The following is a 23,494-nucleotide window of genomic DNA, read 5'->3' on the forward strand; positions in this document are numbered from 1 at the left end:
ACGCGAGGAAGACAGACATGCCAACGCCCATTTATGCCATCGGGGACATCCACGGACATCTGGACAAACTGCAAGAGGTTCTCGCCCGCATCGACGCAGATGGCGGCAAGGATGCACGGGTGATTTTCTTGGGCGATCTGGTGGATCGCGGCCCGGACAGCTGCGGCGTGATTGATCTTGTGATGTCTGGCATGCAGGAGGGCCGCAACTGGACCGCCTTGATGGGCAATCACGATCGCATGTTCACCTATTTTATGGAGCCTGTACCCCGCCCCGAGCTGCGCCTGCGCGCTGATCTGCACTGGCTGCACAAACGTCTGGGCGGCACCGAAACGCTGGCCTCCTATGGGGTGACCTTCCCTGAAGATGAGCGCCTCGGCACCATTCACCGCGCAGCACGCGCCAAAGTGCCAGAGCGGCACATCCGCTTTCTGCGCGCCCTGCCTTACTATGTTCAGGAAGACGCGCTGCTGTTTGTGCATGCGGGCATTCAACCCGGTGTCGCACTTGGCCTGCAATCTCCCGATGATCTCTGCTGGCTGCGCGAGCCATTTCTGCTCCATCAGGATCCGCACCCATGGCTGGTGGTACACGGCCACACGCCTGTGCAAACGCCGACGCATTTTGGCAACCGCGTCGCGCTGGACACTGGCGCAGGCTATGGGCAGCCGATTTCTGTTGGTGTGTTTGAGGAGCAGGACTGCTGGGTCTTGACAGAAAACGGTCGTGAACCGCTTATGTCGCCCTCAAAAGCGCGGGCCTAAGCCATCACCTCAGCCTGCCGCGCCTGTTGTAGAAGATGCTGCGTATGCGCATGTGCGGGTTCCCACATCACCCGGTGGGCGGGGCCAGCTTCAACCACCTCGCCATCCTGCAAGATCACCAGATCATCACAGAAACTGCCAGCGATGCTGAGGTTGGCACTGCTGACCACCAATGTCAGCTCCAGAATATCCTGCAACTCGAGCAACAGTTTGAGCATGCCTGCCTGAACCGAAAGATCCATGCCCTGCGCCAACTCATCCACCATGATCAGATGGGGACGGCAAGCGATTGCCACCGCAATCACAAGACGCTGCCTTTGATATTGAGACAAAGCACGCACCGGTTTCTGGCCGTCCGCAAAACTGAACTCCAGCAACCGGAGCGCCTCTTCCACCCGTGCTTTGCGCACCTGTGTGTTGGTCAACCCATGCGCCTTCAACGCGCGCGCCACAAGATCGAAGGCTGTTCTGTTCACAGGCAACGCATCAACAGTTTCACAGGACAGATACTGAAAACCCCACCGAAGCCTGCGCAACTGCGCATGTTTTAAGCTGTAGAGATCCTTGCCCATAAGCCGGACATGCCCGCTCTCGGGTCTCTCCAGTCCTCGCAGAATACGCAACAAAGTAGATTTGCCCGCCCCACTATTACCGATAATCCCAAGGATGCGCCCCGCGCGCACTGTAAAAGACACATCGCGCAACGGGCGCAACTCGGGCCTGACCGTCAGCCATCCACGATGCTCTGGACGGTAGCTGTGCCCCAGCTCATCCACTTGCAACACGATGTTTTGGCCACTGCCCATTCTGCGCCCTTCTTACCCACTGGCCCGAGAGCGCCGCCCGGTCTTCACATCGAAAATTGGACTTGATCGCGCCACCTCAGGCGTCCCTCTGCTGTAGAGGAACAGGGCTTAAAGCTTCCTTTAAAGTTCAAAAATCATGCGGTCCGAGCGCAAAATCCGTGCATTTTATGACGTTTTCCTACGGCTTTCCTTACCTCTCAAAAGGGGGGCTGGCCGGGGGGATTCGTGTAGGTTTATGCGCCTGAATTTTACTTGCCATGCCAAAGTCATGCCCCTATACACCGCGTCGGCGCCGCTGTAGCTCAGCTGGTAGAGCACGTCATTCGTAATGATGGGGTCGTAGGTTCGAGTCCTATCAGCGGCACCACCCCCCCCCTCAAATCGTGATCAAAACCAGCGTCCAGCGGGGCGCAAGTCGCGACACAAACAATACCATCTAAACGTATGACCGCCCGTGTTCAGGCGTCTATCCCGCCGCCACACCATCGCGTAACGCACCACGCAGCGCGGCATTCTCCGCCTCAAGTTCAGCAATGCGATCCACCGCCTCACCTTCGGTGAACCTGCGCGGAATATGCTGCGGACAGTTCCAGTCAAAAGCCTCCACATGGATTTTAATCAACCGCTCTGCGCGCGGCGGCAAAAGCGCAGCAGGCAAGGCATTGAACAGGGGCGAGTCCCGATCCACGATCTCCACCCGCCCCCAGATCTTGAGTCGCCGCGCGTTGACATAATCCATCAAAATCAACGAAATCCGATCATTGCCTTGAAGGTTTCCAAGGCTGATATACTGGCGATTGCCCCGCAGATCGGCATAGGCAATTGTCTTGTCATCCAGCACCTTCAAAAACCCAGCAGGCCCTCCACGAAACTGGACATAGGGCCATCCGGTCTCCGAGACGCTTGCCTGATAAAACCCCTCCTGTGCCTGAATGAAGGTGGCTTCAGTCAAGGACAAGCGGTCACCGCCTGCGCTTTCGGCGGACAAAAACCTGCCATAGCTGGTGGCGCCAAACTTCTCCTGCTGACGCTGCACCTCAGGCGTGAATGCAATCTCTGCAAAGGCAATCGCCATGCCAAACCTCCTTACAGGTTCAGGTCTTCGAGACCGGGGTGACCCTCTGGCCGGCGCCCCAAGGCCCAATGGAACAGACGCTCTTTCTCGGTGATCTCCAGATCATTGATTGAGGCAATCCGGCGCTCCATGCGCCCATCTGCGTCAAACTGCCAATTCTCATTGCCATAAGAGCGATGCCATTGCCCCGCTGCATCATGCCACTCATAGGCAAAGCGCACGGCAATCCGGTTTTCCGCAAAGGTCCATAAGCCTTTGATCAGTCGATACTCCTGTTCTCGCTGCCATTTGGCGGTCAGGAACGCATGGATATCCGCGTGGCCTTTCAGGAAGGTCGCCCGATTCCGCCACTCACTGTGGTCGGAATAGGCCGGGGTCACAATGTCGGGATTGCGAGTGTTCCAGGCATCTTCTGCGCGGCGTACTTTTTCTGTGGCGGTTTCAAAGGTGAAGGGAGGCAGAGGAGGGCGTTGTACTGACATGGATATCGGTCCTTTTGGGTGTGTTTTTTTAAGGTTCCGGCCGGCGGAGTCTTGGGACGGATCTGGCCACCGACCGGAACCACGCAAGACGATGGGCTCAATCGTCTTTACGCGTGAGAGGGAGAGAAAACGCAGGCGGCGCGTGAACCTGCTCGGGCTTGGGCAAGGCGGCTTGTGTTGGCGCCGGACCCACAGCGTAGGAGATCAGAGCCAAGGCCAGCACAAACAACAGATTGGCTGGCGTAGCGGTCAGAGGGTATCGGTGCATTGTGTTGGCATCCTTCAACGTGAACTGATCTGTTAATCTTTATCTGAATACATGCACCGATCTGTTCACCTTTGCAAAACGCAAAATCGTGATCACGCTCTTCGCAAACTGTGATCCACTCTCTTAAAGCTCTGTAAAGTATAGAAAACATCCCTGTGAATTGACCCACGTTCATAGGTGTTTTATGCACAATGCAGTCAAGCAAGAGGCCACGATGAGCCACAACAAGCGCGCAGAACTGATTCAAAACGCCCTGCCACTCTTCTATCGGAACGGGTTTCATGCGACCGGAATGGATCTGGTCGCCAAAGAAACCGGGGTGTCCAAAACCTCGATCTACAAACACTTCCGCACAAAAGAGGACTTAATCCGCGCGGTGCTACAGCTGCGGGACGAGAATTTTCGAACTTGGCTTTTTGGCCGCATGGAAGCCTTATCTGACACCCCCAAAGGGCAGCTTCTCGCGATGTTTGATGCGCTGGAAGAGTGGTTTTTGGAAGACAAATTTCAGGGCTGCATGTTCATCAAAGCCAGCGCAGAATTTCAATCCAAAGAAGACGCCATCAATCTACAGTCCTTTGACCACAAACGCCTGCTTGAAGATCATTTTCACAACCTCGCCGCAGAGGCTGGGTATGCACAGGCCACGCAGCTTTCACGAGAACTGCTCCTGCTGAAAGAGGGTGCCATTGTGCTTGCAGCCATGTCCCATAGCCATGCCCCCGCCATGCAAGCCAAACGCATGGCAGAGGTTCTGCTCTCTGAGACAAATTGAGCACGCTCTGCCTAGACGCCCCCTATTCTTCTGCCCACTGCTGCGCCTGTGCAACGGACATCCTTGAAACTGCTCAGACATTGAGTTTGAATCCACGCCATCAGTATCCCACTTGAAAGTGATCCAGCCCCTATGACCGACGCTCTTTTCAGCTGGGCAAGATGGCGCAAAACTCACCGCTCCACGGCGGAGTGGCGCGGTTGGAGACACACGTCTTCTCTGGCAGGTCAGAGTAAGCGCGAGCCCCGACATGGGGTGGGCGCATGACCGCCGCAGGCATTGACCTGGGCGGCACCAAATGTGAGGTGCGCTTGTTTGATGAGGCCTGGACCGAGGTGGCCCGCCACCGCACAGCCACACCTCAAACCTATGGCGCTCTGGTACAAACAGTCGCGGGTCAGGTTGCCTGGGCCGAGGCCCAATGCGGCAGCAAATTGCCCGTCGGCATCGGCGCCGCTGGCTTGATCAATCCACACACCGGGATCACACTCACCGCCAATCTGCCGGCAACAGGCAGGGCGTTTCCCAGCGATATCAATGCCGCCTGCGGACGAGCGATCACCTATGTGAACGACAGCCATGCCATGGCACTGTCTGAGGCCGTTTTTGGCGCAGGCCAAGGTCATGATACAGTGATATCCTTAATCCTTGGCACCGGCATCGGCGGCGGTGTTGTGGTGAAACAGTCTCTGATATCAGGGCCAACAGCAACAGGCGGCGAAGTAGGCCACACCGCCGCGCCGGCCCATCTTATCGCACAGCACAACCTGCCGGTTTATCCCTGCGGCTGTGGCCGTCAAGGCTGTATCGAAACCTATATTTCCGGGCCGGGGATGGCGCGGCTGGCCAAAACGCTCACCGGCAAAGATGTTACGCCGCAGGAGATCGCTGCGCGCCGTCATGGGGACATGGCTGAGGTCTGGGCACTCTGGTGTGCCCTCACTGCCGAACTGTTGCACAGCCTCACACTTATGGTGGATCCCAACTTGATCATTCTCGGAGGAGGGCTGAGTCAAATCAATGGCGTCATTCCGGCGCTCTCCAAGGCCGCACAGACCGCCCAAATCGGAGATTTGCCCGCCGCGCATCTGACCTTGGCACAGGGCGGGGACAGCAGCGGTGCCCGCGGTGCTGCCTATGCTGCCTGGCAAGAGGCCAACACATGAAAGCGCCCCTTTGCCCTCTCCCTCAGACCCTCTCTATCTTCGAGGTGCACATATGACCCCCCAATGGATCGCCCCGGATCTTCTGTTTGACGGCACCACACTCCGTGCAGGTCAAGCCCTGCGCATCGCAGAGGATGTGGTGCAAGAAGTTGCACCGGCCCCGCAGAGCGCCCAACCGCTCGCTGGCATCCTGACGCCAGGCTATGTGGACCTTCAGGTCAACGGCGGGGGCGGTGCCCTTCTGAATGGCACCCCAACCCGTGCTACCATTGCCACCATGGCTGATGCCCACCGCCGCCATGGCACCGTTGCGATTTTGCCCACGGTGATCACCGATCGTGCCGAAGTGCTCGAAGATGCCGCCAATGCGATGATCGCGGCGGAAGGCATGAACGGGGTTATTGGCCTGCATATCGAAGGCCCGCATATTTCCGAGCCGCGCAAAGGCACCCATGAGGCGCGCTTCATCCGTCCGCTGGATGATCGCACCATGGCGGTGGTCACTCATCTGCGCGACATCGACATTCCGGTGATGATCACGCTTGCCCCAGAGAGCGCGACACTGGATCAGATCTCCGCTCTGGCCAAAACCGGTGCTGTGGTGTCTCTCGGGCACACGGATGCCACCGCCGCGCAGGTCAATGCCGCCATCGCCGCAGGGGCCTCCTGCGCCACCCATCTTTTCAACGCCATGTCCCCAATGACCAGCCGCGCCCCCGGCGCGGTGGGGGCCATCATCAACTCGACCGTTTTTGCGGGCATCATCGCCGATGGCTATCATGTCGATGACAGCATGGTGGGTCTGACTATTCGCGCCCGCCCAGAACCTGACCGTATGATGCTGGTGTCAGACTCCATGCCCACCATCGGCGGGCCAGATCACTTTACCCTCTACGGGCATGACGTGACGCTGCGCGACGGCCGCCTCATCAACCGCGAGGGCACGCTCGCAGGCGCCCATATCACACAGGCGCGGGGGGTGCAGCGCCTGATCCACAACATTGGCCTGTCCCCTGAGGCTGCGCTGCGCATGGCCATCACCACACCGGCCACCTGCATCGGCCGCCCGGATCTTGCAACACCGGTCGGGCGGCCCCTGGCTGACCTCCTTGTGCTCGACACAGACTACGGTCTGCGCCACACGCTGGCAGAGACAATTGCAGCCGAATGAATGCAGCTTGGAGGCCAGGATTGACGCAGTGATTTCTCTCGATGCCTTCCAACATCGTCAAATCCCCGGAGCAACTCACCTTACCATCCGTCGAGATCCGCAGCGTTGCGCATCTGATCATGATCAGTTCTTCATGACCTTCATAATAAAAGCTCAGAAAATCCGCCAAACGTCCCATTAAAATCGCAAAGTTTTTCACTTAGTTATTTTTTGATTTTTCAAACTACGTCTACCAGCGACATTCCCAATAAGACTTCCAATGAGAGAAAGTTCCGTTGCGCCATTTTGCTTTTGCCGCGCCAACGATCTGGTACGTGCCCCAAATTCATTGCAAAGTCTCACCATGTATCAGATCCGTCACGAATCATGTCAGGATGACCTCTGGCCGCAAGAAGATGCCTCGATGGCTGCGCAAGGCCGATTATTAGAATTCTATAAAAAAATATATATATTTATTTACTTTTGGCGCACGTTAACAGGTGGTCAAGATTTTCTCTCTAGGGCCTTAAGAACGGCATGGGGATATAAAAAATGTTGTGCGTGAAACGTGTCTGCGCTGCTCTGATCTGTTGTCTGATCAGTTTCGCGTCGCTGTCGGCGACCGCGGAAACACTCACGATCGGAACTCTCAACGAAGGGGTCCGCGCGCAGATGCGCGCCTATGAAAGTCTGGTCAGCCACCTGCAAACCCATCTGGAAGGCTCCAAGGTCACGCGCGTGCGTGTCTTGATGCTCCCCACATCAGAGCGCATGTCTCATGCGATGATGAATGGCGAAGTGGATGTCTTCATGGACAGCCCGCTTGTCGCCGCGAAAGTAGCGCGGGTGTCTGGTGCAAAACCCACCATGCGCCACTGGAAGAAGGGTGAAAGCAGCTACTACGCAGTGTTGGTCACCAATGTCGACAGTGGCATCACATCTGTTTCAGACCTTAAAGGTAAAAAGATGGCGTTTGAGGAAAAGGACTCCACTTCCGGGTTCCTCCTACCCGCTCAGATGCTGATCAATTCAGGATTAAAACTGCACGAGTTGCACAACATCAGCGCTGATCCCAAAGAAGACGAAGTGGGATATGTTTTCTCCGCCCACGACAAAAATTCAATCTACCTACTCGCCAGTGGCCGCGTTGACGCAATTGCCACCAACCCAGAAAGCCTGCGCCTCCTGCAAGAGGTCCGCCCGGACACATTTGTCTCCTTCGCAAAATCGCCAACCGTGCCACGCCAGGTGCTGTTGCACCGCGCAGGCATGGACCCTGACATTCTGCGCGACCTGCGCGCAGAGCTTGCCAACCTCTACCGCACGCCAGATGGGCGCGAGGTGCTCAAGAAATTTCAGAACTCTTCAGGCTTTGATGATTTTCCCGAAGGAGCAGAAGCTGCCTTTGCGCCCATCTATGAAATCCTTGATGATCTAGAGAGGGCAGGGCTCTACTGACCATGTCTGGCGCAGAAACCCATACGACAGGACGTATCCTTAAGGCGCATCGCTCACTGACCTATGGTCTCGGGCGGCGCATGACCATGTATTTTGGTCTGATGATCGGCGCCTTTGTGACAACGCTGATTTACCTCAACACCATTACGCAGCTTGAATTGGTGCACACCCGCTTTTCAGAGCGCTCAGACTCGCTTGGCATCCTCATTCAGGAGGTCACGCTGCCCTACCTGTTTGACAACCGACCTGCGGAACTCGACATCATCTATCAGGAGTTGATGCGCCAGCCGGATATCCTGAGCCTGAAGTTTGTGGATCCTGAAGGCTACCTTCTTGTGAACGGAGCCTCCGATGGCAACGCCCTTTTTCTGGGGCGCACCGAAGACCCGCTTGTCGAACTGGCTCTGGCCTCTGAAACCACTCAGATCGTTTCTGAAGATGATCGCATTCAGGTGGCCGTGCCCGCGCTTTATGGCAATGTGAATTACGGCACGATCCGCTTTGATCTGGATGGCAGCGCCGCCAATCGCGAAGTCGATCTGGTGCTGCGCAGAAACCTCATGTTTGGCGTTTTCTTCACGCTCACGGGCATTCTTCTCAGCGTCTGGATCTCGCGCCGCCTGACAGAGCCGCTGGCCCGCCTGAACTCCGCCACCGAACGTGCGGCCAAAGGCAACCTGAACCAATCCATCGTGATCCGCACCAACGACGAAGTGGAAAGCCTCGCAGAAAGCTTCAACCTGATGCTCGGCAACCTGCGGGCCTGGGTGAAATCTCTCGAAGACACGCAAACCAAACTCGAAGTGTCCGGGCGCGACCTGAATGCCAAGAACACAGAGCTGCAGGTGGCCGTCGAACAGGCAAAAGCCGCCGAAAAGGCAAAATCTCAGTTCCTTGCCCGCATGAGCCATGAAATCCGCACGCCGATGAATGGTGTCCTTGGCATGTCGGAACTTCTGGCCGACACAGATTTGTCCCCCAATCAGCACAGCCTGCTGGAATCCATCCACTCCTCCGGCTCAACGCTGCTACACATCATCAATGACATTCTCGATTTTTCCAAGATCGACAGCGGCCATATGACGATCCGCGAAACCCGCTTTCGTCCCATTGACGTGATCGAAGGCCCGGCTCAGATGCTCGCTTTTCAGGCCGCGCAAGCGGGCGTAGACATCCTGACACGGGTGGAACCAGATCTGCCGCTGACATTGCTTGGGGATGACGCACGTATTCAGCAGGTGATCATCAATCTGGTGGGCAATGCGCTCAAATTCACCGATGACGGCTATGTGCTGATCAATGCCACCCGCAAGCAGGAGGTCGAGGGCGAAATGCTTCAGATCGACGTCTGTGACACCGGTGTGGGCATCCCCGAAGAAAGCCTCAGCGCGGTGTTTGATCAGTTCACACAAGTCGATGGCTCCTACAGCCGCAAGCATCAGGGCACTGGCCTTGGTCTCGCAATCGCCAAAGGCTTCGTCGAACTTATGGGCGGTCGCATCTGGGTGAAGTCCGAACTGGGGACAGGCACCACCTTCTCATTCAATATTCCGATCCGTACGCCCGACAGCAAACTGCCAGAGCAACACATTCACACGGCCGATCTGCACAACGCCAAAATTCTGGTGCTACAGCCTGAACCGACCGCCCTGTTTGTCATGAACGAGGTGCTCTCAGAGTGGAACGCACAGGTCGCCACCTTCTCATCACCGCAGGATGCGTGTGCCGCCCTGCAAACCGCTCAGAGCGACGGTGCGCCTTTTGATGTCGTCCTGACGGAGACCAAATTCACCGACTTTGAGGAACAGAAACTGCGAACCGATCTGGATACGGCCCTCGCAGGCGCGGCCACCCGCGTGATCGCCATCCGCCCAATCGAAGATGCGCTGGTAACAGAACACCACGGCGTCTGCACTTATGATGGCGAGCTGCTCAAACCTGTCCAGACAAGCAAGCTCCTTCAGGCCGTTCAGCCAGAGAATCCGGCCATCCACAACGATCCGCAATCCGAGGCTGAAAACCAACGCGCATCTCCCAAAACCAACGCCCGTGAGACAATTGCAGAAGAATTGTCGATTGCTGGTTCAAACAAGACCATCCTGATTGTGGATGACAACAAGACCAACCGCAGGCTGATTGAAATCTTCCTCTCGCGGTTGGGTATTCCTTTCCTCTCAGCCAATGACGGACAAGAAGCTGTGACACAGTTTGAAAAAGCGCATCCTGATCTGGTTTTGATGGATGTTTCCATGCCCGTTATGAACGGTTTGGATGCGACACGCGAAATCCGAAAGCTGGAAACACATTCCGGCGCGCAGCCCAGCCATATCATCGGCTTGACCGCGCATTCCGCCCCTGAGGATCGACAAGCCTGTCTCGACAGCGGGATGAATGCGCATATGGCCAAACCGATCAAACTCAATCAGTTGCGTGAGGTGCTGCGCGGCATCTGACCCAAAGCCCGGAATTTTGTTTGAAACCTCCCTCAGGTAGCGTCACTACTGTGTCAAACAAGGGGAGCGGGTGCATGTCACAGACACAGAAAACCGTCGTCGTGGTCGGCGCAGGCATCAATGGGGCGGCCACCGCTTTGTGGCTACAGCGCGCGGGCTGTGCCGTCACCCTGATTGATCGGGACAAACCCGGCATGGCGGCCTCTTTTGGCAACGCCTGCCTGCTGGCAAGCGCGGCCATCGTGCCCAATGCCACACCCGGCCTCGCGCGCAAAGCACCCGGCTATCTGATGGATCCGAATTTCCCTCTGTTTCTGAAACCACAGCACCTGCCACGCCTGCTGCCTTGGTTTGTGAAATTTCTCGGCCACGCCAATGACAAAGACGCCCGTCGGGTCAGTCGCGCCTTGGCGGATCTCATCGGCGACAGCGTGGACCAACACAAGTCACTTGCCCATAACACCGCCGCCGCGCGGTTCATCGTCGAAACGGACTATCTCTTTGCCTACAAAGACCGCGCCGCTTTTGAGGCAGACAGCTACGGCTGGGGCTTGCGCGCCGAAGCTGGCTTTGTGCCCGACATCGTCGAAGGCCCTGCCGTTCAGGAAATTGAACCGATCCTAAACGCCCAAACACAGCTTCTCGCGGTGCTCAAGAACCACGGGTTTATCCTCAATCCGGCCTCCTATGTGCAGGCATTGGTTGAAACTTTCACGGAGATGGGCGGCACCTTTGTGCAGGATGAGGTGCGAGATTTCGATCTGTCCGGCGGCCATGTGTCTGTGGTGAAAACCAAGACCGCACAATTTGCGTGTGATCACGCTGTGCTGTCCTCGGGCATCTGGTCCAAGCCTCTGATGCGCAAACTGGGCCTGACTGTGCCCTTGGAGGCTGAACGCGGCTATCACATCACCTTCAAAAACCCCTCTGCGCGCACCAACCATCCCGTCATGATCAATGCCGCCAAATTTGTGGCCACCCCGATGGATCAGGGCCTGCGCTGTGCCGGCATTGTAGAATTTGCCGATCTGTCAGAGAAAAAATCCAAGGCCCCTCTGGCCTTGCTGCGCCGCAAGGTGGCCGAGGTCTTCCCCACGCTCACAGCCGAAAGCGAAAGCGAATGGCTCGGCTTCCGCCCCACGCTGCCAGACAGCCTGCCCATGGTCGGAGAGATTGGTCAAAGTGGCGTGTTTGCCGCCTTCGGCCATCAACATATCGGCCTTACCGGCGGGGCCAAAACCGGGCGTCTGGTGGCGGATCTGATCACAGGACGCAGCCCCAACACAGATCTCTCTCCCTTTGATCCAATGCGGTTTTCCCAAGCTTAGGCCCAAAGAAAAACGGCCCTGACCAAAGTCAGAGCCGCTTAATTTTCTGGGTCTTAGGAGGCCGCGCCTCAGACGGGTTTGGCCTCTGCGCTTTCAGGGGCCTCGCTGGCGTCCCCCTCCACAACATCCGCCGCTTCCGGCACCTCCTCTTCGGAGTGGTCTTCCAGTGCCCCAATGATCAGCGGCAACATGGCTGCGCTGGTCACGTTCAGCGCCTCACTCTCCGGTGGCGTGGTCCAGACCAACGTGTCAAAGCCGCCGCAATTGTCACAGACCGGCGTCCATTCCGCATAGATCGCATTACAGTTGCTGCACACCCATTGCGGCCCACGCGGCGCGCTCAGCGCCTTGGCAAGGAAGCCTTTGACCACCGCGTCATTGGCACCTTCACCGCGCTCAATCGCCGCCATGATCGTCAACGCACGCTGCGTCGGGTCACTCTCATGCAGACCGCCCAGCGCCCGACGGGCCTCCGGGAAGTCCTCTGCCGCAATGTAAAGCTCCGCCATCAGCATCTTGGTTTCAGAATGCTCCGGCGTGTTTTTAACCAACGCTTTGAACCGTTTGATGCGCGCCTCTGGGGTTTCCTCTGGCGCGATCTCCGCAAAGGCCGCCGCCAGATCCGGATGCGGCTGCGCATCCCAGGCCTTTTTGATCAGGCGGGTCGCATTACGCGGCTTGCCCTTGTCGATATAGCCTTTGGCGGCAATCACCGCCGCCGGGATCAAATCCGGAGACAGGCGGTTGGCTTCAATGGCCTGCTCGCGCATCTCCACTGTGGCCCCTTCGGCAATCACATCCTTGGCCTCAGACAGAGCCAGCACCGCATCCCGGCGCCGGTGCACATCGCGTGGCAAGGTGCCGTGGCGCAGCTTCGCATTGAGTGTCCCACGCGCGCCTTTCCAGTCCTTGCTCTCCGTCTGCAACCGCAGCAGCGTGTCCTGCACCTCTTCATGGCGCGGCTTGAGGGCAAAGGCCGTCTCAGCCAGCTTCAGCGCCACATCCGTCTGGCCGGCCACCAGCTTCTGCTTCATCAGCCCCCGCACACCCACAAAGCGCGTGCTCTCATCCTTGAGCAGCTTTTTGTAGGTCTCTTCGGCCTTCTTGCTGTCGCCGCTCATCTCCGCAGCCTGCGCCACAATCAGATTGGTCAGCTCCGGCTTGCCCAGCTTCTTCTCGGCAATCCGCGCCTTCTCCATGGCCGCGCGCCCCTCACCAGAGGCCAGCGCCATCACACTGTCAGACAGCGCCTGATAGCCCCGTTTTTCGCGGTTGCGGTCAAAATACCGGCTGATCGCCGTCTCATCGCCGTTGAGGAATTTGAGCACAGCCACCAGAAAGCCAAACAGCAGGATGCCAAACCAGACTGCCGTCACCAGCGCAATCAGCGCCAGCGCGGTCTGAAACGGGCCAAGGCTGTATTCCACACCCGCCACAGTGACCATGACACCACCTTCGGTCTCAAGGAGATAAATCGAGCCATATGTCAGCCCGGCGACAATGGCGATAAACGCAATAATTTTGATCAGGGACCAGAGCATAAAACGACCCTCAGTTGTTGTTCAGGGTTTGCGCCAGATCTTCGGCGGCTTGCGCGACATCGCGACGGGTCTGCGCTTGCGCGGCCCATTCTGACATCACAGATTTTGGCCCCTCGGCCAGCGTGTCCAATTCAGCAAGTGCCGCGTCCAGATCCCCCGCTTTCAGCGCCGCTTCCGCGCGGCTGAGGATCGCATCCGTGTCACTGCCTTCCCGCGCTTCCACAGAGCGCGCGCCAAATTGCGTTTTCAGGAAATTGCCCAGCTTATTGCCGCTGCCCGCATCAACCTTATCAGCCCGCGCCTGCGCCAAGGCGGCCCGTGCCGCATCCGGATAGCTCTCAATCAGAGCCGCAAGCGTCACAATGCCCTCATCCGCGTGACTGTCCAGAATGGGGGCAACACTGCCACCCGTCACAGAGGTCAGATCCACAATCGCCGCGCGATACGGCGCGCCGCTGTCCAGCGCGGCCACAATACGCGTCACCGCTGTGCGCGCCAAAGCCGCCTGTGCAGAGTGATCCGCCTTCTCCTTCAGCGCCGCAGCCGTGTCTGCCTGCTCTGCCACAAGCTCCCTAAGTGCGGCCACTTCGCGCCCATAGGCCGCCAGCGCCGCGGCACTGGCCCCTTCATCCAGCGGACGTGTCTCAATCGCGGTCAGCCGGGCCTCCAGCGCGGCCACTGCCTCTGACATGGCACTGATCTCTGCCCCAAGCCCCGTCAAAGCTGCGCCTTGCTGCGCCCCTTCGCTGCGGGCTGTCTCAGCGGCCTCCACCTGCGCGGCTTGGGCCGCCTCAAGCGCCTTCAAGGTCTCAGACATCTCGGCCATGGCTGCTTTGGTATCGGCCCCAAGGCCAAGCTGATCGCCAAAATAGACAGCCCCGCCAAATCCAATGGCCGCAGCCACCACACCACCAAGCACAAGCGGGACAAAGCCACCTTTGCGCGGTGCGGGCGTCACGGGTGGCGCCTCCGTGCTTGGCGCAGATACCTCTGGCTCCGGCGCAATCTCAGCCTCAACTTCTGGCTCTGGAGCGTTCTCCGGCACATCTGTTGCGTCCTCCGGCGTCTCATCCGTCTCAACGGACAGCGCATCTTCCGCAGGTTCCGCGATTTCCAACGGGTCCTCTGCAGTGGGCTCCGCCCCCTCAAGGTCTGGATCCTCCGCCTCCGCCGCGATGTCTTCTAAAATCTCGGCGTCTTCGACCTGATCGGCCTCCTCTGTCAGCTCCGCTGCCTGAACATCAGGCTGATCCTTGAGATCTTCGCTTGGCTTGTCCGACTTATCCGTGGTCCCCACAGGTCACCCTTTCGAATCCGTTTTTTTTGCAAATGCAGCACCAATCTAGGCGAGCATCTCTTTTGTCTCAATGCGTCACCCTGCGTCTAACAGTCCCGTGATGGCATTTGTCATACTCTCTGCATCCTTCTGCGCCGCCAAAATCACCTGATCACAGGGCAATTCCCCCAAAGCCTCTTTCACAGCCTCACTCATGGTAACCACAGTAAGCGGCGCGTCAAACGGGCCTTGCGCCCCAAAGAGGGCAGCAGCTCTGGGAGAGAAAAGCGGCACTATTAAAGGGGTTTTTTGCGACAATATCTGCAAAGCAGGTTCCGAAAGCCCGCGCGCCTCTTGTCGATAGACCACAATTTCCCGCGTGTTCAGCCCCGCAGCATTCAGGCGCTGTGCCACCGCGCCCCGTGTCACCGCACCGCAGAGATGTATCAGCGGACCTTTGGGCGCATCGGCCAGAATTCGCGCAACCAACTGATCCGCATCCCCCTTTGCCGCCACCGCAGACCAGCCTTTGGCACGCGCGGCCTCCGCCGTCGCTGAGCCAACACACCACGCAAACTGCCCCACGCCCTCTGGTGCCGCCGCCACCGCGTTGCGGGATGTAAAGATCACGCCGCTGGCCCCGCTGACCTCCGCCATAAGCGCGCTTTGATTGGGCATCGGCACAATCTCCACAATCGGAGAGACCACAATGCGCGCCATGACACCCTGTTTCCTCAGATTGGCGGCAAACCCCTCCGCATCGGCCCGTGGCCGCGTCAGCAAAATCAAAGGGGTCTCATCCACCATCAGGCCCGCCGGGATTGTTTGAACCGCCTTCTGGTGTTACCTGCCACAGAACCCCGGCGCAACGGCAAGGACATGTGGCACATGGACAGACCCCTCACCATTCTCGGCATCGAAAGCAGCTGTGACGACACCGCCGCCGCAATTCTGCGCCAACCTGTGGAAGGCCCCGCCGAGATCCTCGCCTCTGTGGTCTATGGCCAAACTGATCTGCATGCGCCCTATGGCGGCGTGGTGCCAGAGATCGCCGCCCGCGCCCATGCCGAAAAGATTGACCTCAGCATCGAGGAAGCGCTCGTGACCTCCGGTGTGACCCTCAAAGAGGTTGATGCCATCGCCGTCACCTCCGGGCCGGGTCTGATCGGCGGTGTGATTTCCGGCGTGATGTGTGCCAAAGGCCTCTCTGCCAGCCTCGGTGTGCCGGTGATTGGCGTGAACCATCTGGCCGGTCACGCCCTGACCCCGCGCCTCACAGATCAGGTGGCCTTTCCTTATCTGATGCTTCTGGTGTCGGGCGGACATTGTCAGTTTCTCATCGCCCATAGCGCCGAAAAATTCACCCGACTGGGCGGCACAATTGACGATGCCCCCGGCGAAGCCTTTGACAAAACCGCCCGCCTGCTGGGTCTGCCACAGCCCGGAGGCCCCGCCGTGCAGGCCGAAGCGACCAAAGGGGATCCCAAACGTTTCCGCTTCCCCCGGCCGCTTCTGGATCGTCCGGGATGTGACATGTCCTTCTCCGGCCTCAAAACCGCACTCTTGCGTCAACGCGATGCTCTGATCGCCGAACAGGGCGGCCTGACCCTTCAGGATCGCGCCGATCTCTGCGCCGGATTTCAAGCCGCTGTTGTGGATGTTCTGGCCGAAAAAACCCGCCGCGCACTGGCACTCTATCTGGCGGACGCCCCCTCAGAGCCCCTGCTTGCCGTAGCCGGAGGCGTGGCGGCAAATACCGCCATTCGTGCCGCGTTAGAGACTGTTTGTGCTCAAAACAATGTGACCTTTACGGCACCCCCTTTGGCGCTCTGCACCGACAATGCCGCCATGATTGCCTATGCCGGGTTAGAGAAATACGTCGCCGGACAGATCGATGATATGTCGCTTGCCGCGCGCCCACGTTGGCCGCTGGATCAAACTGCCCCTGCCCTGCTTGGCTCTGGCAAAAAAGGAGCCAAAGCATGATTTCCGTTCTCGGCGCTGGCGCCTTTGGCACAGCACTCGCCGTGGCTTTTGCCCGTGGCGGTGATCGGGTCACGCTTTGGGCCCGGGATGCGCAGGCCGCCCAAGACATGCAGAGCCAGCGTGAAAACCCCCGCCTGCCGGGGGTAACACTGCCCAAAACAGTCTCTGTTACAGCTGATTTCACCGCTTCTCTTTCCGATGTGATCCTGCTGGCCGTGCCGATGCAAAAACTGCGCGGCCTGCTGCAATCCCATCCAGAGCTGTCAGGCCGCACCCTGATCGCCTGTTGCAAGGGGGTCGAACTTGGCACACAACTTGGCCCTGTGGCAGTGATCCGCGATGTGTTGCCAAAGGCGACACCGGCCATTCTCACCGGCCCCAGTTTTGCCGCCGACATCGCCCGTGGCCTGCCCACCGCGCTGACCTTGGCCACGCCTGAAGAACATACCGGAAAAGCCCTGCAACAGAGACTGCTATCCCCTAATTTACGCATCTACCGCACCACAGATACAGTGGGGGCCGAGCTGGGCGGGGCGCTCAAAAACGTGATTGCCATCGCCTGTGGCATCGCCATTGGTGCCGGTCTCGGCGACAGCGCCCGCGCCGCACTGATGACACGCGGCTACGCCGAAATGCAGCGTATGGCGCAAGCACTTGGCGCCCAGCCAGACACGCTTGCCGGATTGTCCGGTTTTGGCGACCTGACCCTGACATGTTCATCTGACCAATCGCGCAACTATCGCTTTGGCCTGTCTCTGGGGCGGGGAGAAGACTTTGACCCATCGGTGACTGTTGAAGGAGCGGCAACCGCCCGCGCCGCCCATGCCCGCGCAAAAGTGATGAATATCGACATGCCTATCACCGCAGCCGTGGTCGCAATCCTCGATGGGGGCTTGCAAATCCGCGACGCCATGGAAATGTTGCTAGCAAGACCCCCCAAGGAGGAATGACCGATGCTGATCGCCCTGATGGCCAAAGACAAACCCGGCGCGCTGGATGTGCGCAAAGCCAACCGTGACGCCCATGTTGCCTATCTGAAAGGTTCCGGCGACACCATCATGATGGCGGGCCCCTTTCTGGATGACGCCGGAGAGATGTGCGGCTCCCTGATCATTCTCAACGTCGCAGATATGGCCGAAGCGGAGGCCTGGGCCGCAAATGACCCCTACAAAGCCGCCGGTCTGTTTGAGAGCGTCACGCTTCAGGCTTGGAACAAGGTTCTGGGCTGATGCGCTATTGGCTGTTCAAATCCGAACCCTCCACCTGGAGCTGGGACCAGCAGGTTGCAAAGGGCGAAGCCGGGGAGGAATGGGACGGCGTGCGCAACTATCAGGCGCGCAACTTCATGCGGGACATGGCCGTGGGAGACCGCGGCTTTTTCTACCATTCTCAGAAAGAGAAATCCGTGGTGGGTGTTGTGGAGGTCTGCGCCGCAGCCCACCCCGACAGCACCACAGAGGATGATCGCTGGGACTGTGTGGATATCAAAGCCGTCGCCCCACTCAAACGCCCGGTGTCGCTGGAAATGATCAAAGCCGATCCTCGGCTCAGCGAGATGGTTCTGGTCAAAAGCGCCCGCCTCTCGGTGCAACCAGTCACCGCGGAAGAATGGCAGATCATTCTCGAACTCAGCGGTTCTCAAATCTGAAAATTCAGGCATAATTTCCCCTGCGTCATTTTAGCGGAGGGGAGAACACTTCATGGAATTTCTAGCAGTCTTTGCCGCGGCTCTGGCCTCATATGTGCTGGGCTCCATCTGGTACATGACACTTGCCAAACCCTGGATGGCGGCCTCCGGCGTGCCCACAACAGAGGATGGCAAACCCGCCAACGCCAACAATCCAATGCTCTATATCGGGGCTTTTGTCTGTGCCCTGATCGTCTCCGGCATGATGCGCCATGTCTTTGCGCTTTCCGGCTTTGACAACATTGGCGAAGGGCTCATCGCAGGCTTGGGGATTGGGCTTTTTCTGGCCACCCCCTGGATCATCACCAATTACAGCTTCGCCAGCCGTCCGCGCGCGCTCATGGTGATTGATGGGGGCTATGCCACATTGGGCTGCACGGCCATGGGTGCCGTGCACATGCTGTTCTGAGAACTGGCATCTCCCGCGAAACGCCTTAAAAGCACAAAACGCGCGCTTACATTGGCGCGCTTACGTCTAGGATCTATAGAAATACATCTCCGTGATCCATATTCGGAAGGGATTTCTAATTTAACATAGGGGGCCTGTCTCCGCTCCAGCCAGACCCCCTATGCACCCCGCGTGTATCCCATACCACCACACGCGTCCTTGATTCTTAGGGTCCGGCCATCCTAGCCTGACATATTATTTCTAACCGAGCCGCAGCCGATCTTGCAAATATCAAGTATCTACAATCTGACTCGAACCCTCTGCACTCTGTCAAGAAATGAAAAAACGCCCAAGGCCGAAAGGCCTCAGGCGCGCACTCTCATCCCGAAATATTTCAGAGATACTGCGCTTCTTTACCGAAGTGTTTGGTCAGCATATAATATACCACGGCCCGGTATTTGTTGCGCTCCGATTTGCCATAGGTCTCAATCACAGCATCAATCGCGCTCATCAGCTCCGGCCCGTCGCTCAAGCCCAACTTCTTGATCAGAAAGTTGTTTTTGACCGTCTCAAGCTCTTCCGGCTGGGAACTCGCCACAGTTGACGCATCATCATTGTAGATCGCCGGACCACAGCCAATGGTCACTTTGGTCAACAGATCCATATCCGGCTCAATACCGCATTTGTTTTTCAGATCTTCCGCATATTTCGCGATCAGCGCGTCCCGTTTTCCCATGTTTTTCTCCCAGAGTGGTGATGAAAGCATCTGATCTGTGGATCAGACCCCAGTATGGCGCATAAATTAGCCATGGCAGCACATAGCACAAAGGGAAAACCACCCCCGCTTTCCCCGCACAGCGCCCAAGGCCTTCACACGAATAAAAACGGCGCCCCAGTTTGGGACGCCGCTCTCATAATCTCACATACCGGCTTAGTAGCGGTAATGCTCTGGCTTGAACGGGCCTTCGGTACCCACACCGATGTAATCCGCCTGCTCTTTACTCAGCTTGGAAAGCTTCGCGCCCACTTTCGCGAGATGCAGCGCCGCCACTTTCTCATCCAGATGCTTAGGCAGGATGTAGACTTCGTTGTTGTACTGCTCGCCTTTGGTGAACAGCTCAATCTGCGCCAGCACCTGATTGGTGAAAGAGGCAGACATCACAAACGACGGGTGACCAGTGGCGTTGCCAAGGTTCAGCAGACGCCCCTCAGACAGCAGGATCAGGCGGCTGCCAGATGGCATCTCGATCATGTCCACCTGCTCTTTGATGTTGGTCCACTTATGGTTCTTCAGGCTTGCCACCTGAATTTCATTGTCGAAGTGGCCAATGTTGCCAACAATCGCCATGTCCTTCATCGCGCGCATATGCTCGATGCGGATCACGTCTTTGTTGCCGGTGGTGGTGATGAAGATATCCGCGGTGGCCATCTCATCTTCCAGCGTGGTCACTTCAAAGCCGTCCATCGCCGCCTGCAGCGCACAGATCGGATCCACCTCAGTCACCTTCACGCGCGCACCTGCGCCGCGCAGCGACGCAGCCGAGCCTTTGCCCACGTCACCATAGCCACAAACGACAGCCACTTTACCGGCCATCATCGTGTCGGTGGCGCGGCGGATGCCGTCCACAAGGCTCTCTTTACAGCCGTATTTGTTGTCGAATTTGGATTTGGTGACGGAGTCATTCACGTTGATCGCCGGGAACGGCAGCTCGCCACGTTTCACCAGATCATAGAGACGGTGCACACCGGTGGTGGTCTCTTCCGACACACCTTGGATCGCGTCACGGGTCTTGGTGAACCAGCCGGGGCTTTGTGCCATGCGCTTGGCGATCTGCTTGTGGATCACTTCCTCTTCTTCAGAGGTTGGCACGCCGAGGTCTTCGCCCGCTTCCGCCTTTGCGCCCAGCAGCACGTAGAGCGTCGCGTCGCCGCCATCATCGAGGATCATGTTGGGCCCGTCTTCAAACAGGAACGATTTGTCCAGATAGTCCCAGTGCTCCTCAAGGCTCTGGCCTTTGATCGCAAACACCGGAATACCCGCTTTGGCAATCGCCGCCGCCGCGTGATCCTGAGTGGAGAAAATGTTGCAGCTTGCCCAGCGCACATCCGCGCCCAGAGCCACCAGCGTTTCAATCAGAACAGCGGTCTGAATGGTCATGTGCAGCGAGCCAACGATGCGCGCACCGCTCAGTGGCTTCGCTTCGCCGTATTCCTCACGCAGCGCCATCAGGCCCGGCATTTCGGTTTCGGCAATATCCAGTTCCTTGCGGCCAAAATCGGCCAGAGAAATATCTTTTACAGTGTAATCGGTCGCCATGGCGCCCAGCTCCTATGCAGGGTTTCCTTGGCGACCAGATAACACTCACACAGGGTTTCTACAACGTTACTACCCATCAATACCTGCCGGACGCAGGTCTGGCGCGTGCTGAAACCAATCCGTGCCCGCCGCAAGGATACAAGACATCCCCTCCGCATTGGTCAGGATCACCGTGAACGTGCCTGTGGTATCAGAGGAAAAGACCTCCAGAATGGCCATTTTCTTGCCCCCGCCACCCTGCAATCCAGCGGCACTGCGCGCTTCTGAATAGTGATTTTCAAGCCGGTCGACCACCATCTCTCGTGGCCCACATGCATTGGCAAATGCAGGCGGCGCGGCCGCAGCCATGCCAAACAACAACGCAGTTCCTACAAGTCTCTTAAACATAGCGCTCTCCTTTCTCGCGCTGGCTCAACCAGATAAAGTCAAGCCGTTGAGGTTGGAGAGGAGGACACGCGGGAGGAAGCCGTGATTACGTGCCCCCCTCGCTAAACATGTCGGTGCCCCGGCGCGCTTTTACAAAACACAGCAGATCACGTTGAATTGTGGCAGCACGTGATCCCGGCACCGCTTCAGGCTGCACGGTGATTGTGGCGCTTTTGTGGCCTCGCCCACAGGTCAAGCGCAATTGCCTAATTTTTAGTCAGGCTCCCCTGACTGTTAGGTCTTTGGAAACCAACCTATAAGAAACCTTTAATTGTTAGGTTTTTGGTTATGAATTTTCCGTCACTAAGGGGCATGTTTAAATCAGCTCTTCTTGTCCCAACCGTCTTGCTTCTGGCCACGCTGATCGTTCTTGTGAACGTGATGATGTCCTCTGGTGTTGCCGCCAGCTAAGCCCGCTATCGGCACTTTTTGCCGCCTCCCTTGCGCCGCATGCCACGGTGCATCACGCAAAGTCATTGCTCCCCACCGTTTCAATGCAGTAGCTACCACTGAGAAGTAGTGAAAGGCTTTCGCGTGACAAGAGCTTGGCAACGTATGCTGTCCGGGCGCAGGCTCGACCTGCTGGACCCGACCCCGGTGGACATCGAAATCGAAGACATCGCCCACGGTCTCGCCTTTGTCGCCCGCTGGAATGGGCAAACCAAGGGTGATTTCCCTTATTCTGTGGCGGAACACTCTCTCCTGGTCGAAGAAATCTACGGGCGCATGTTTAAATCCGCCACCCCCAAAACCCGGCTCACCGCGCTGCTGCATGACGCGCCGGAATATGTCATCGGCGATATGATTTCACCGGTCAAAGCCGCTGTCGGTCCCGATTACGGCAAGCTCGACGACCGGCTCACTGCGGCCATTCACATCCGCTTTGGCCTCCCCGCAGAAACCCCAAAGCGTCTGAAATCTCAGATCAAAAAAGCCGATAAGATCTCCGCCTGGATGGAGGCCACACAGATCGCTGGCTTCTCCGTGAGCGAGGCCAACAAACTCTTTGGAACCCCCGACCCCAAAATCATCGACGGTCTCTCCATCCATCTGCGTCCACCGGTTGAGGTGCGCAAAGACTTCACCACACGTCACATCACGCTTCTTTCAAGCCTCTGAATGCCACCCCAAGGTCAGGTGCCCCTTAATGTCTCATGTCATCGTTCAACAAGGCACGTCCGCAGACCTGCGCCAAACCGCTGATCTGCTCAATGACATCATTGAAATCGGCGGCACCACCGCTCTGACCACGCCCCTGTCGCGGGAGGCATTGGCAGATTGGCTGATGGCCGATCCCGATCGTGCGATCTGGCATGTTGCCATGAATCACGCGGGAGATGTCCTCGGCTTCCAATGGATTGGCCCCTTCGCGGGCCTGCAAGCGGAGGCCTGTGAAATCGGCACATTTGTAAAGACCGGGCGCACCGGGCTTGGCATCGGCTCCAAACTTTTTGATGCCACCAAAGCCGCCGCCCGCACCATGGGGTACAGTTGGATCAACGCTGAAATCCGCGCAGATAACGCCGGAGGTCTGGCCTATTATCAAAGCCGCAGTTTTGAAACCTATGGTCGCAAAGACGGCATTCAGCTGGAGGACGGCACAGAAGTGTCCAAAATTCTAAAACGCTACGATCTCTAGGCTCACATCGCGGGCAACACATCGCGCCGCACCAGCGCGCGCAGAGCAAAATGCGATCCAATGTTGCGCACCCCTTTGACCCGCATCAGGCGGTGTTCCAGAAACGCATCAAAAGCCTCCAGATCCGCCGCCACGACACGCAGCAGAAAATCTCGCGACCCCGTCATCAGGTAACATTCCATCACCTCCTCAAAGGCCCGCACGGCCCGCTCAAAATCGCGCACGGATTCTGCGGATTGCTGTTCCAGCTCAACATTCACAAAAATCGTCACAGGCAGCCCAATTTTGCGCGGATCCACGCGAGCGCCATACCCCGTGATCACGCCATCATTTTGCAGCCGCTCAAGCCGCCGTGCACAGGGCGTTGGCGAGAGGCCAACTTTCTCAGCAAGGTCGCCAATCTTCATGCGCCCATCAAGCTGCAGCGCACGCACAATCTTAAGATCAATGGCATCCATAAAGATTTTCTCCAAAAATTAACCCTATTTAGGAGTTTATCTCTAAAAATA

Annotated in this window: 25 protein-coding genes and 1 tRNA gene; 15 read left to right on the forward strand and 11 right to left on the reverse strand. The window is 57.8% G+C overall.

All coding sequences use genetic code 11. The annotated features are described in order from the left end of the window. Positions 1 to 17 precede the first annotated feature (17 nt). Positions 18 to 764: a metallophosphoesterase family protein gene (locus SHM7688_RS04180; protein ID WP_058238722.1), complete on the forward strand. Its 747-nt coding sequence runs from the start codon at positions 18 to 20 to the stop codon at positions 762 to 764. Here SHM7688_RS04180 and SHM7688_RS04185 read toward each other — a convergent pair. Further along, positions 761 to 1,570: an ATP-binding cassette domain-containing protein gene (locus tag SHM7688_RS04185; protein WP_058238723.1), complete on the reverse strand. Its 810-nt coding sequence runs from the start codon at positions 1,568 to 1,570 to the stop codon at positions 761 to 763. The genes SHM7688_RS04180 and SHM7688_RS04185 overlap by 4 nt on opposite strands. Positions 1,571 to 1,861: 291 nt before the next feature. Between SHM7688_RS04185 and SHM7688_RS04190 the strand changes: the two genes are divergently transcribed. Further along, positions 1,862 to 1,937 (forward strand) — tRNA-Thr (locus SHM7688_RS04190). A 99-nt stretch (positions 1,938 to 2,036) separates the two neighbouring features. Here the strand turns inward: SHM7688_RS04190 and SHM7688_RS04195 are convergent. The 3 genes from SHM7688_RS04195 to SHM7688_RS19710 form a co-directional block, all read right to left on the reverse strand. Further along, a complete protein-coding gene (locus tag SHM7688_RS04195; protein WP_058238724.1) occupies positions 2,037 to 2,645 on the reverse strand; it encodes a pyridoxamine 5'-phosphate oxidase family protein in 609 nt (202 codons plus the stop codon). Between the two features lie 11 nt (positions 2,646 to 2,656). Then, positions 2,657 to 3,127, reverse strand: a complete 471-nt coding sequence (locus SHM7688_RS04200) for a nuclear transport factor 2 family protein (RefSeq protein ID WP_058238725.1) — start codon at positions 3,125 to 3,127, stop codon at positions 2,657 to 2,659. Between the two features lie 97 nt (positions 3,128 to 3,224). Next, positions 3,225 to 3,395 carry a hypothetical protein gene (locus SHM7688_RS19710; RefSeq protein WP_158500663.1) on the reverse strand — a complete coding sequence of 57 codons (171 nt, stop codon included), beginning with the start codon at positions 3,393 to 3,395 and terminating at the stop codon, positions 3,225 to 3,227. Between the two features lie 214 nt (positions 3,396 to 3,609). Here SHM7688_RS19710 and SHM7688_RS04205 point away from each other — a divergent pair, with 214 nt between their 5' ends. The 6 genes from SHM7688_RS04205 (at position 3,610) to SHM7688_RS04230 (ending at position 11,725) form a co-directional block, all read left to right on the forward strand. Next, on the forward strand, positions 3,610 to 4,170 hold the full coding sequence (locus SHM7688_RS04205) for a TetR/AcrR family transcriptional regulator (RefSeq protein WP_058238726.1): 561 nt from the start codon (positions 3,610 to 3,612) through the stop codon (positions 4,168 to 4,170). Between the two features lie 263 nt (positions 4,171 to 4,433). Further along, complete coding sequence (locus SHM7688_RS04210) at positions 4,434 to 5,336, forward strand: ROK family protein (protein WP_058238727.1); 903 nt, start codon at positions 4,434 to 4,436, stop codon at positions 5,334 to 5,336. Between the two features lie 52 nt (positions 5,337 to 5,388). Next, positions 5,389 to 6,507, forward strand: coding sequence for an N-acetylglucosamine-6-phosphate deacetylase (gene nagA, locus SHM7688_RS04215; RefSeq protein ID WP_058238728.1), 1,119 nt, complete (start codon positions 5,389 to 5,391; stop codon positions 6,505 to 6,507). A 531-nt stretch (positions 6,508 to 7,038) separates the two neighbouring features. Continuing rightward, positions 7,039 to 7,944, forward strand: a complete 906-nt coding sequence (locus SHM7688_RS04220) for a phosphate/phosphite/phosphonate ABC transporter substrate-binding protein (RefSeq protein ID WP_058238729.1) — start codon at positions 7,039 to 7,041, stop codon at positions 7,942 to 7,944. Positions 7,945 to 7,946: 2 nt separating this feature from the next. Then, positions 7,947 to 10,397, forward strand: a complete 2,451-nt coding sequence (locus SHM7688_RS04225; RefSeq protein ID WP_058238730.1) for a hybrid sensor histidine kinase/response regulator — start codon at positions 7,947 to 7,949, stop codon at positions 10,395 to 10,397. A 74-nt stretch (positions 10,398 to 10,471) separates the two neighbouring features. After that, complete coding sequence (locus SHM7688_RS04230) at positions 10,472 to 11,725, forward strand: NAD(P)/FAD-dependent oxidoreductase (RefSeq protein ID WP_058238731.1); 1,254 nt, start codon at positions 10,472 to 10,474, stop codon at positions 11,723 to 11,725. Positions 11,726 to 11,793: 68 nt separating this feature from the next. On the opposite strand, the gene SHM7688_RS04235 is transcribed toward SHM7688_RS04230, so the two are convergent. The 3 genes from SHM7688_RS04235 to SHM7688_RS04245 all read right to left on the reverse strand — a co-directional run bounded on the left by SHM7688_RS04235 (position 11,794) and on the right by SHM7688_RS04245 (position 15,349). Next, on the reverse strand, positions 11,794 to 13,266 hold the full coding sequence (locus tag SHM7688_RS04235) for a heme biosynthesis protein HemY (protein WP_058238732.1): 1,473 nt from the start codon (positions 13,264 to 13,266) through the stop codon (positions 11,794 to 11,796). 10 nt (positions 13,267 to 13,276) lie between these two features. Then, positions 13,277 to 14,563 (reverse strand): COG4223 family protein, encoded by a 1,287-nt coding sequence (locus SHM7688_RS04240; RefSeq protein ID WP_058238733.1) that lies wholly within the window; start codon positions 14,561 to 14,563, stop codon positions 13,277 to 13,279. 75 nt (positions 14,564 to 14,638) lie between these two features. Then, a complete protein-coding gene (locus SHM7688_RS04245) occupies positions 14,639 to 15,349 on the reverse strand; it encodes a uroporphyrinogen-III synthase (protein ID WP_058238734.1) in 711 nt (236 codons plus the stop codon). 81 nt (positions 15,350 to 15,430) lie between these two features. On the opposite strand from SHM7688_RS04245, the gene tsaD reads away from it, so the two are divergent. Genes tsaD through SHM7688_RS04270 form a run of 5 tightly spaced genes read left to right on the forward strand, consistent with a single transcriptional unit; the run spans position 15,431 to position 18,624 of the window. Next, positions 15,431 to 16,528 (forward strand): tRNA (adenosine(37)-N6)-threonylcarbamoyltransferase complex transferase subunit TsaD, encoded by a 1,098-nt coding sequence (tsaD, locus tag SHM7688_RS04250; RefSeq protein WP_058239003.1) that lies wholly within the window; start codon positions 15,431 to 15,433, stop codon positions 16,526 to 16,528. Next, positions 16,525 to 17,478, forward strand: a complete 954-nt coding sequence (locus SHM7688_RS04255; RefSeq protein ID WP_058238735.1) for an NAD(P)H-dependent glycerol-3-phosphate dehydrogenase — start codon at positions 16,525 to 16,527, stop codon at positions 17,476 to 17,478. The genes tsaD and SHM7688_RS04255 overlap by 4 nt, the downstream gene beginning before the upstream one ends. Before the next feature lie 3 nt (positions 17,479 to 17,481). After that, positions 17,482 to 17,757 (forward strand): YciI family protein, encoded by a 276-nt coding sequence (locus tag SHM7688_RS04260; RefSeq protein WP_058238736.1) that lies wholly within the window; start codon positions 17,482 to 17,484, stop codon positions 17,755 to 17,757. Next, positions 17,757 to 18,176, forward strand: coding sequence for an EVE domain-containing protein (locus SHM7688_RS04265; RefSeq protein ID WP_058238737.1), 420 nt, complete (start codon positions 17,757 to 17,759; stop codon positions 18,174 to 18,176). The genes SHM7688_RS04260 and SHM7688_RS04265 overlap by 1 nt, the downstream gene beginning before the upstream one ends. A gap of 52 nt (positions 18,177 to 18,228) precedes the next feature. Continuing rightward, the gene (locus SHM7688_RS04270) at positions 18,229 to 18,624 is read left to right on the forward strand and encodes a DUF1761 domain-containing protein (RefSeq protein WP_058238738.1); all 396 of its coding nucleotides are present in this window, start codon (positions 18,229 to 18,231) and stop codon (positions 18,622 to 18,624) included. 373 nt (positions 18,625 to 18,997) lie between these two features. Here the strand turns inward: SHM7688_RS04270 and SHM7688_RS04275 are convergent, their stop codons facing one another. The 3 genes from SHM7688_RS04275 to SHM7688_RS04285 form a co-directional block, all read right to left on the reverse strand. Continuing rightward, positions 18,998 to 19,339, reverse strand: coding sequence for a DUF2853 family protein (locus tag SHM7688_RS04275; protein WP_058238739.1), 342 nt, complete (start codon positions 19,337 to 19,339; stop codon positions 18,998 to 19,000). A 195-nt stretch (positions 19,340 to 19,534) separates the two neighbouring features. Continuing rightward, on the reverse strand, positions 19,535 to 20,920 hold the full coding sequence (gene ahcY / locus SHM7688_RS04280) for an adenosylhomocysteinase (RefSeq protein WP_058238740.1): 1,386 nt from the start codon (positions 20,918 to 20,920) through the stop codon (positions 19,535 to 19,537). Between the two features lie 69 nt (positions 20,921 to 20,989). Further along, positions 20,990 to 21,307, reverse strand: a complete 318-nt coding sequence (locus SHM7688_RS04285; RefSeq protein WP_058238741.1) for a hypothetical protein — start codon at positions 21,305 to 21,307, stop codon at positions 20,990 to 20,992. 594 nt (positions 21,308 to 21,901) lie between these two features. Here SHM7688_RS04285 and SHM7688_RS04290 point away from each other — a divergent pair. Continuing rightward, entirely contained in the window at positions 21,902 to 22,465 is a 564-nt protein-coding gene (locus tag SHM7688_RS04290) for an HD domain-containing protein (protein ID WP_058238742.1), read from the forward strand. Positions 22,466 to 22,493: 28 nt separating this feature from the next. Further along, positions 22,494 to 22,985, forward strand: coding sequence for a GNAT family N-acetyltransferase (locus SHM7688_RS04295; RefSeq protein ID WP_058238743.1), 492 nt, complete (start codon positions 22,494 to 22,496; stop codon positions 22,983 to 22,985). Positions 22,986 to 22,987: 2 nt separating this feature from the next. Here SHM7688_RS04295 and SHM7688_RS04300 read toward each other — a convergent pair whose 3' ends face one another. Next, positions 22,988 to 23,443, reverse strand: a complete 456-nt coding sequence (locus SHM7688_RS04300) for an Lrp/AsnC family transcriptional regulator (protein WP_058238744.1) — start codon at positions 23,441 to 23,443, stop codon at positions 22,988 to 22,990. Between the last annotated feature and the right edge of the window lie 51 nt (positions 23,444 to 23,494).

Source organism: Shimia marina, from assembly GCF_001458175.1.
In the GTDB taxonomy this organism is placed as follows: Bacteria; Pseudomonadota; Alphaproteobacteria; order Rhodobacterales; family Rhodobacteraceae; genus Shimia; species Shimia marina.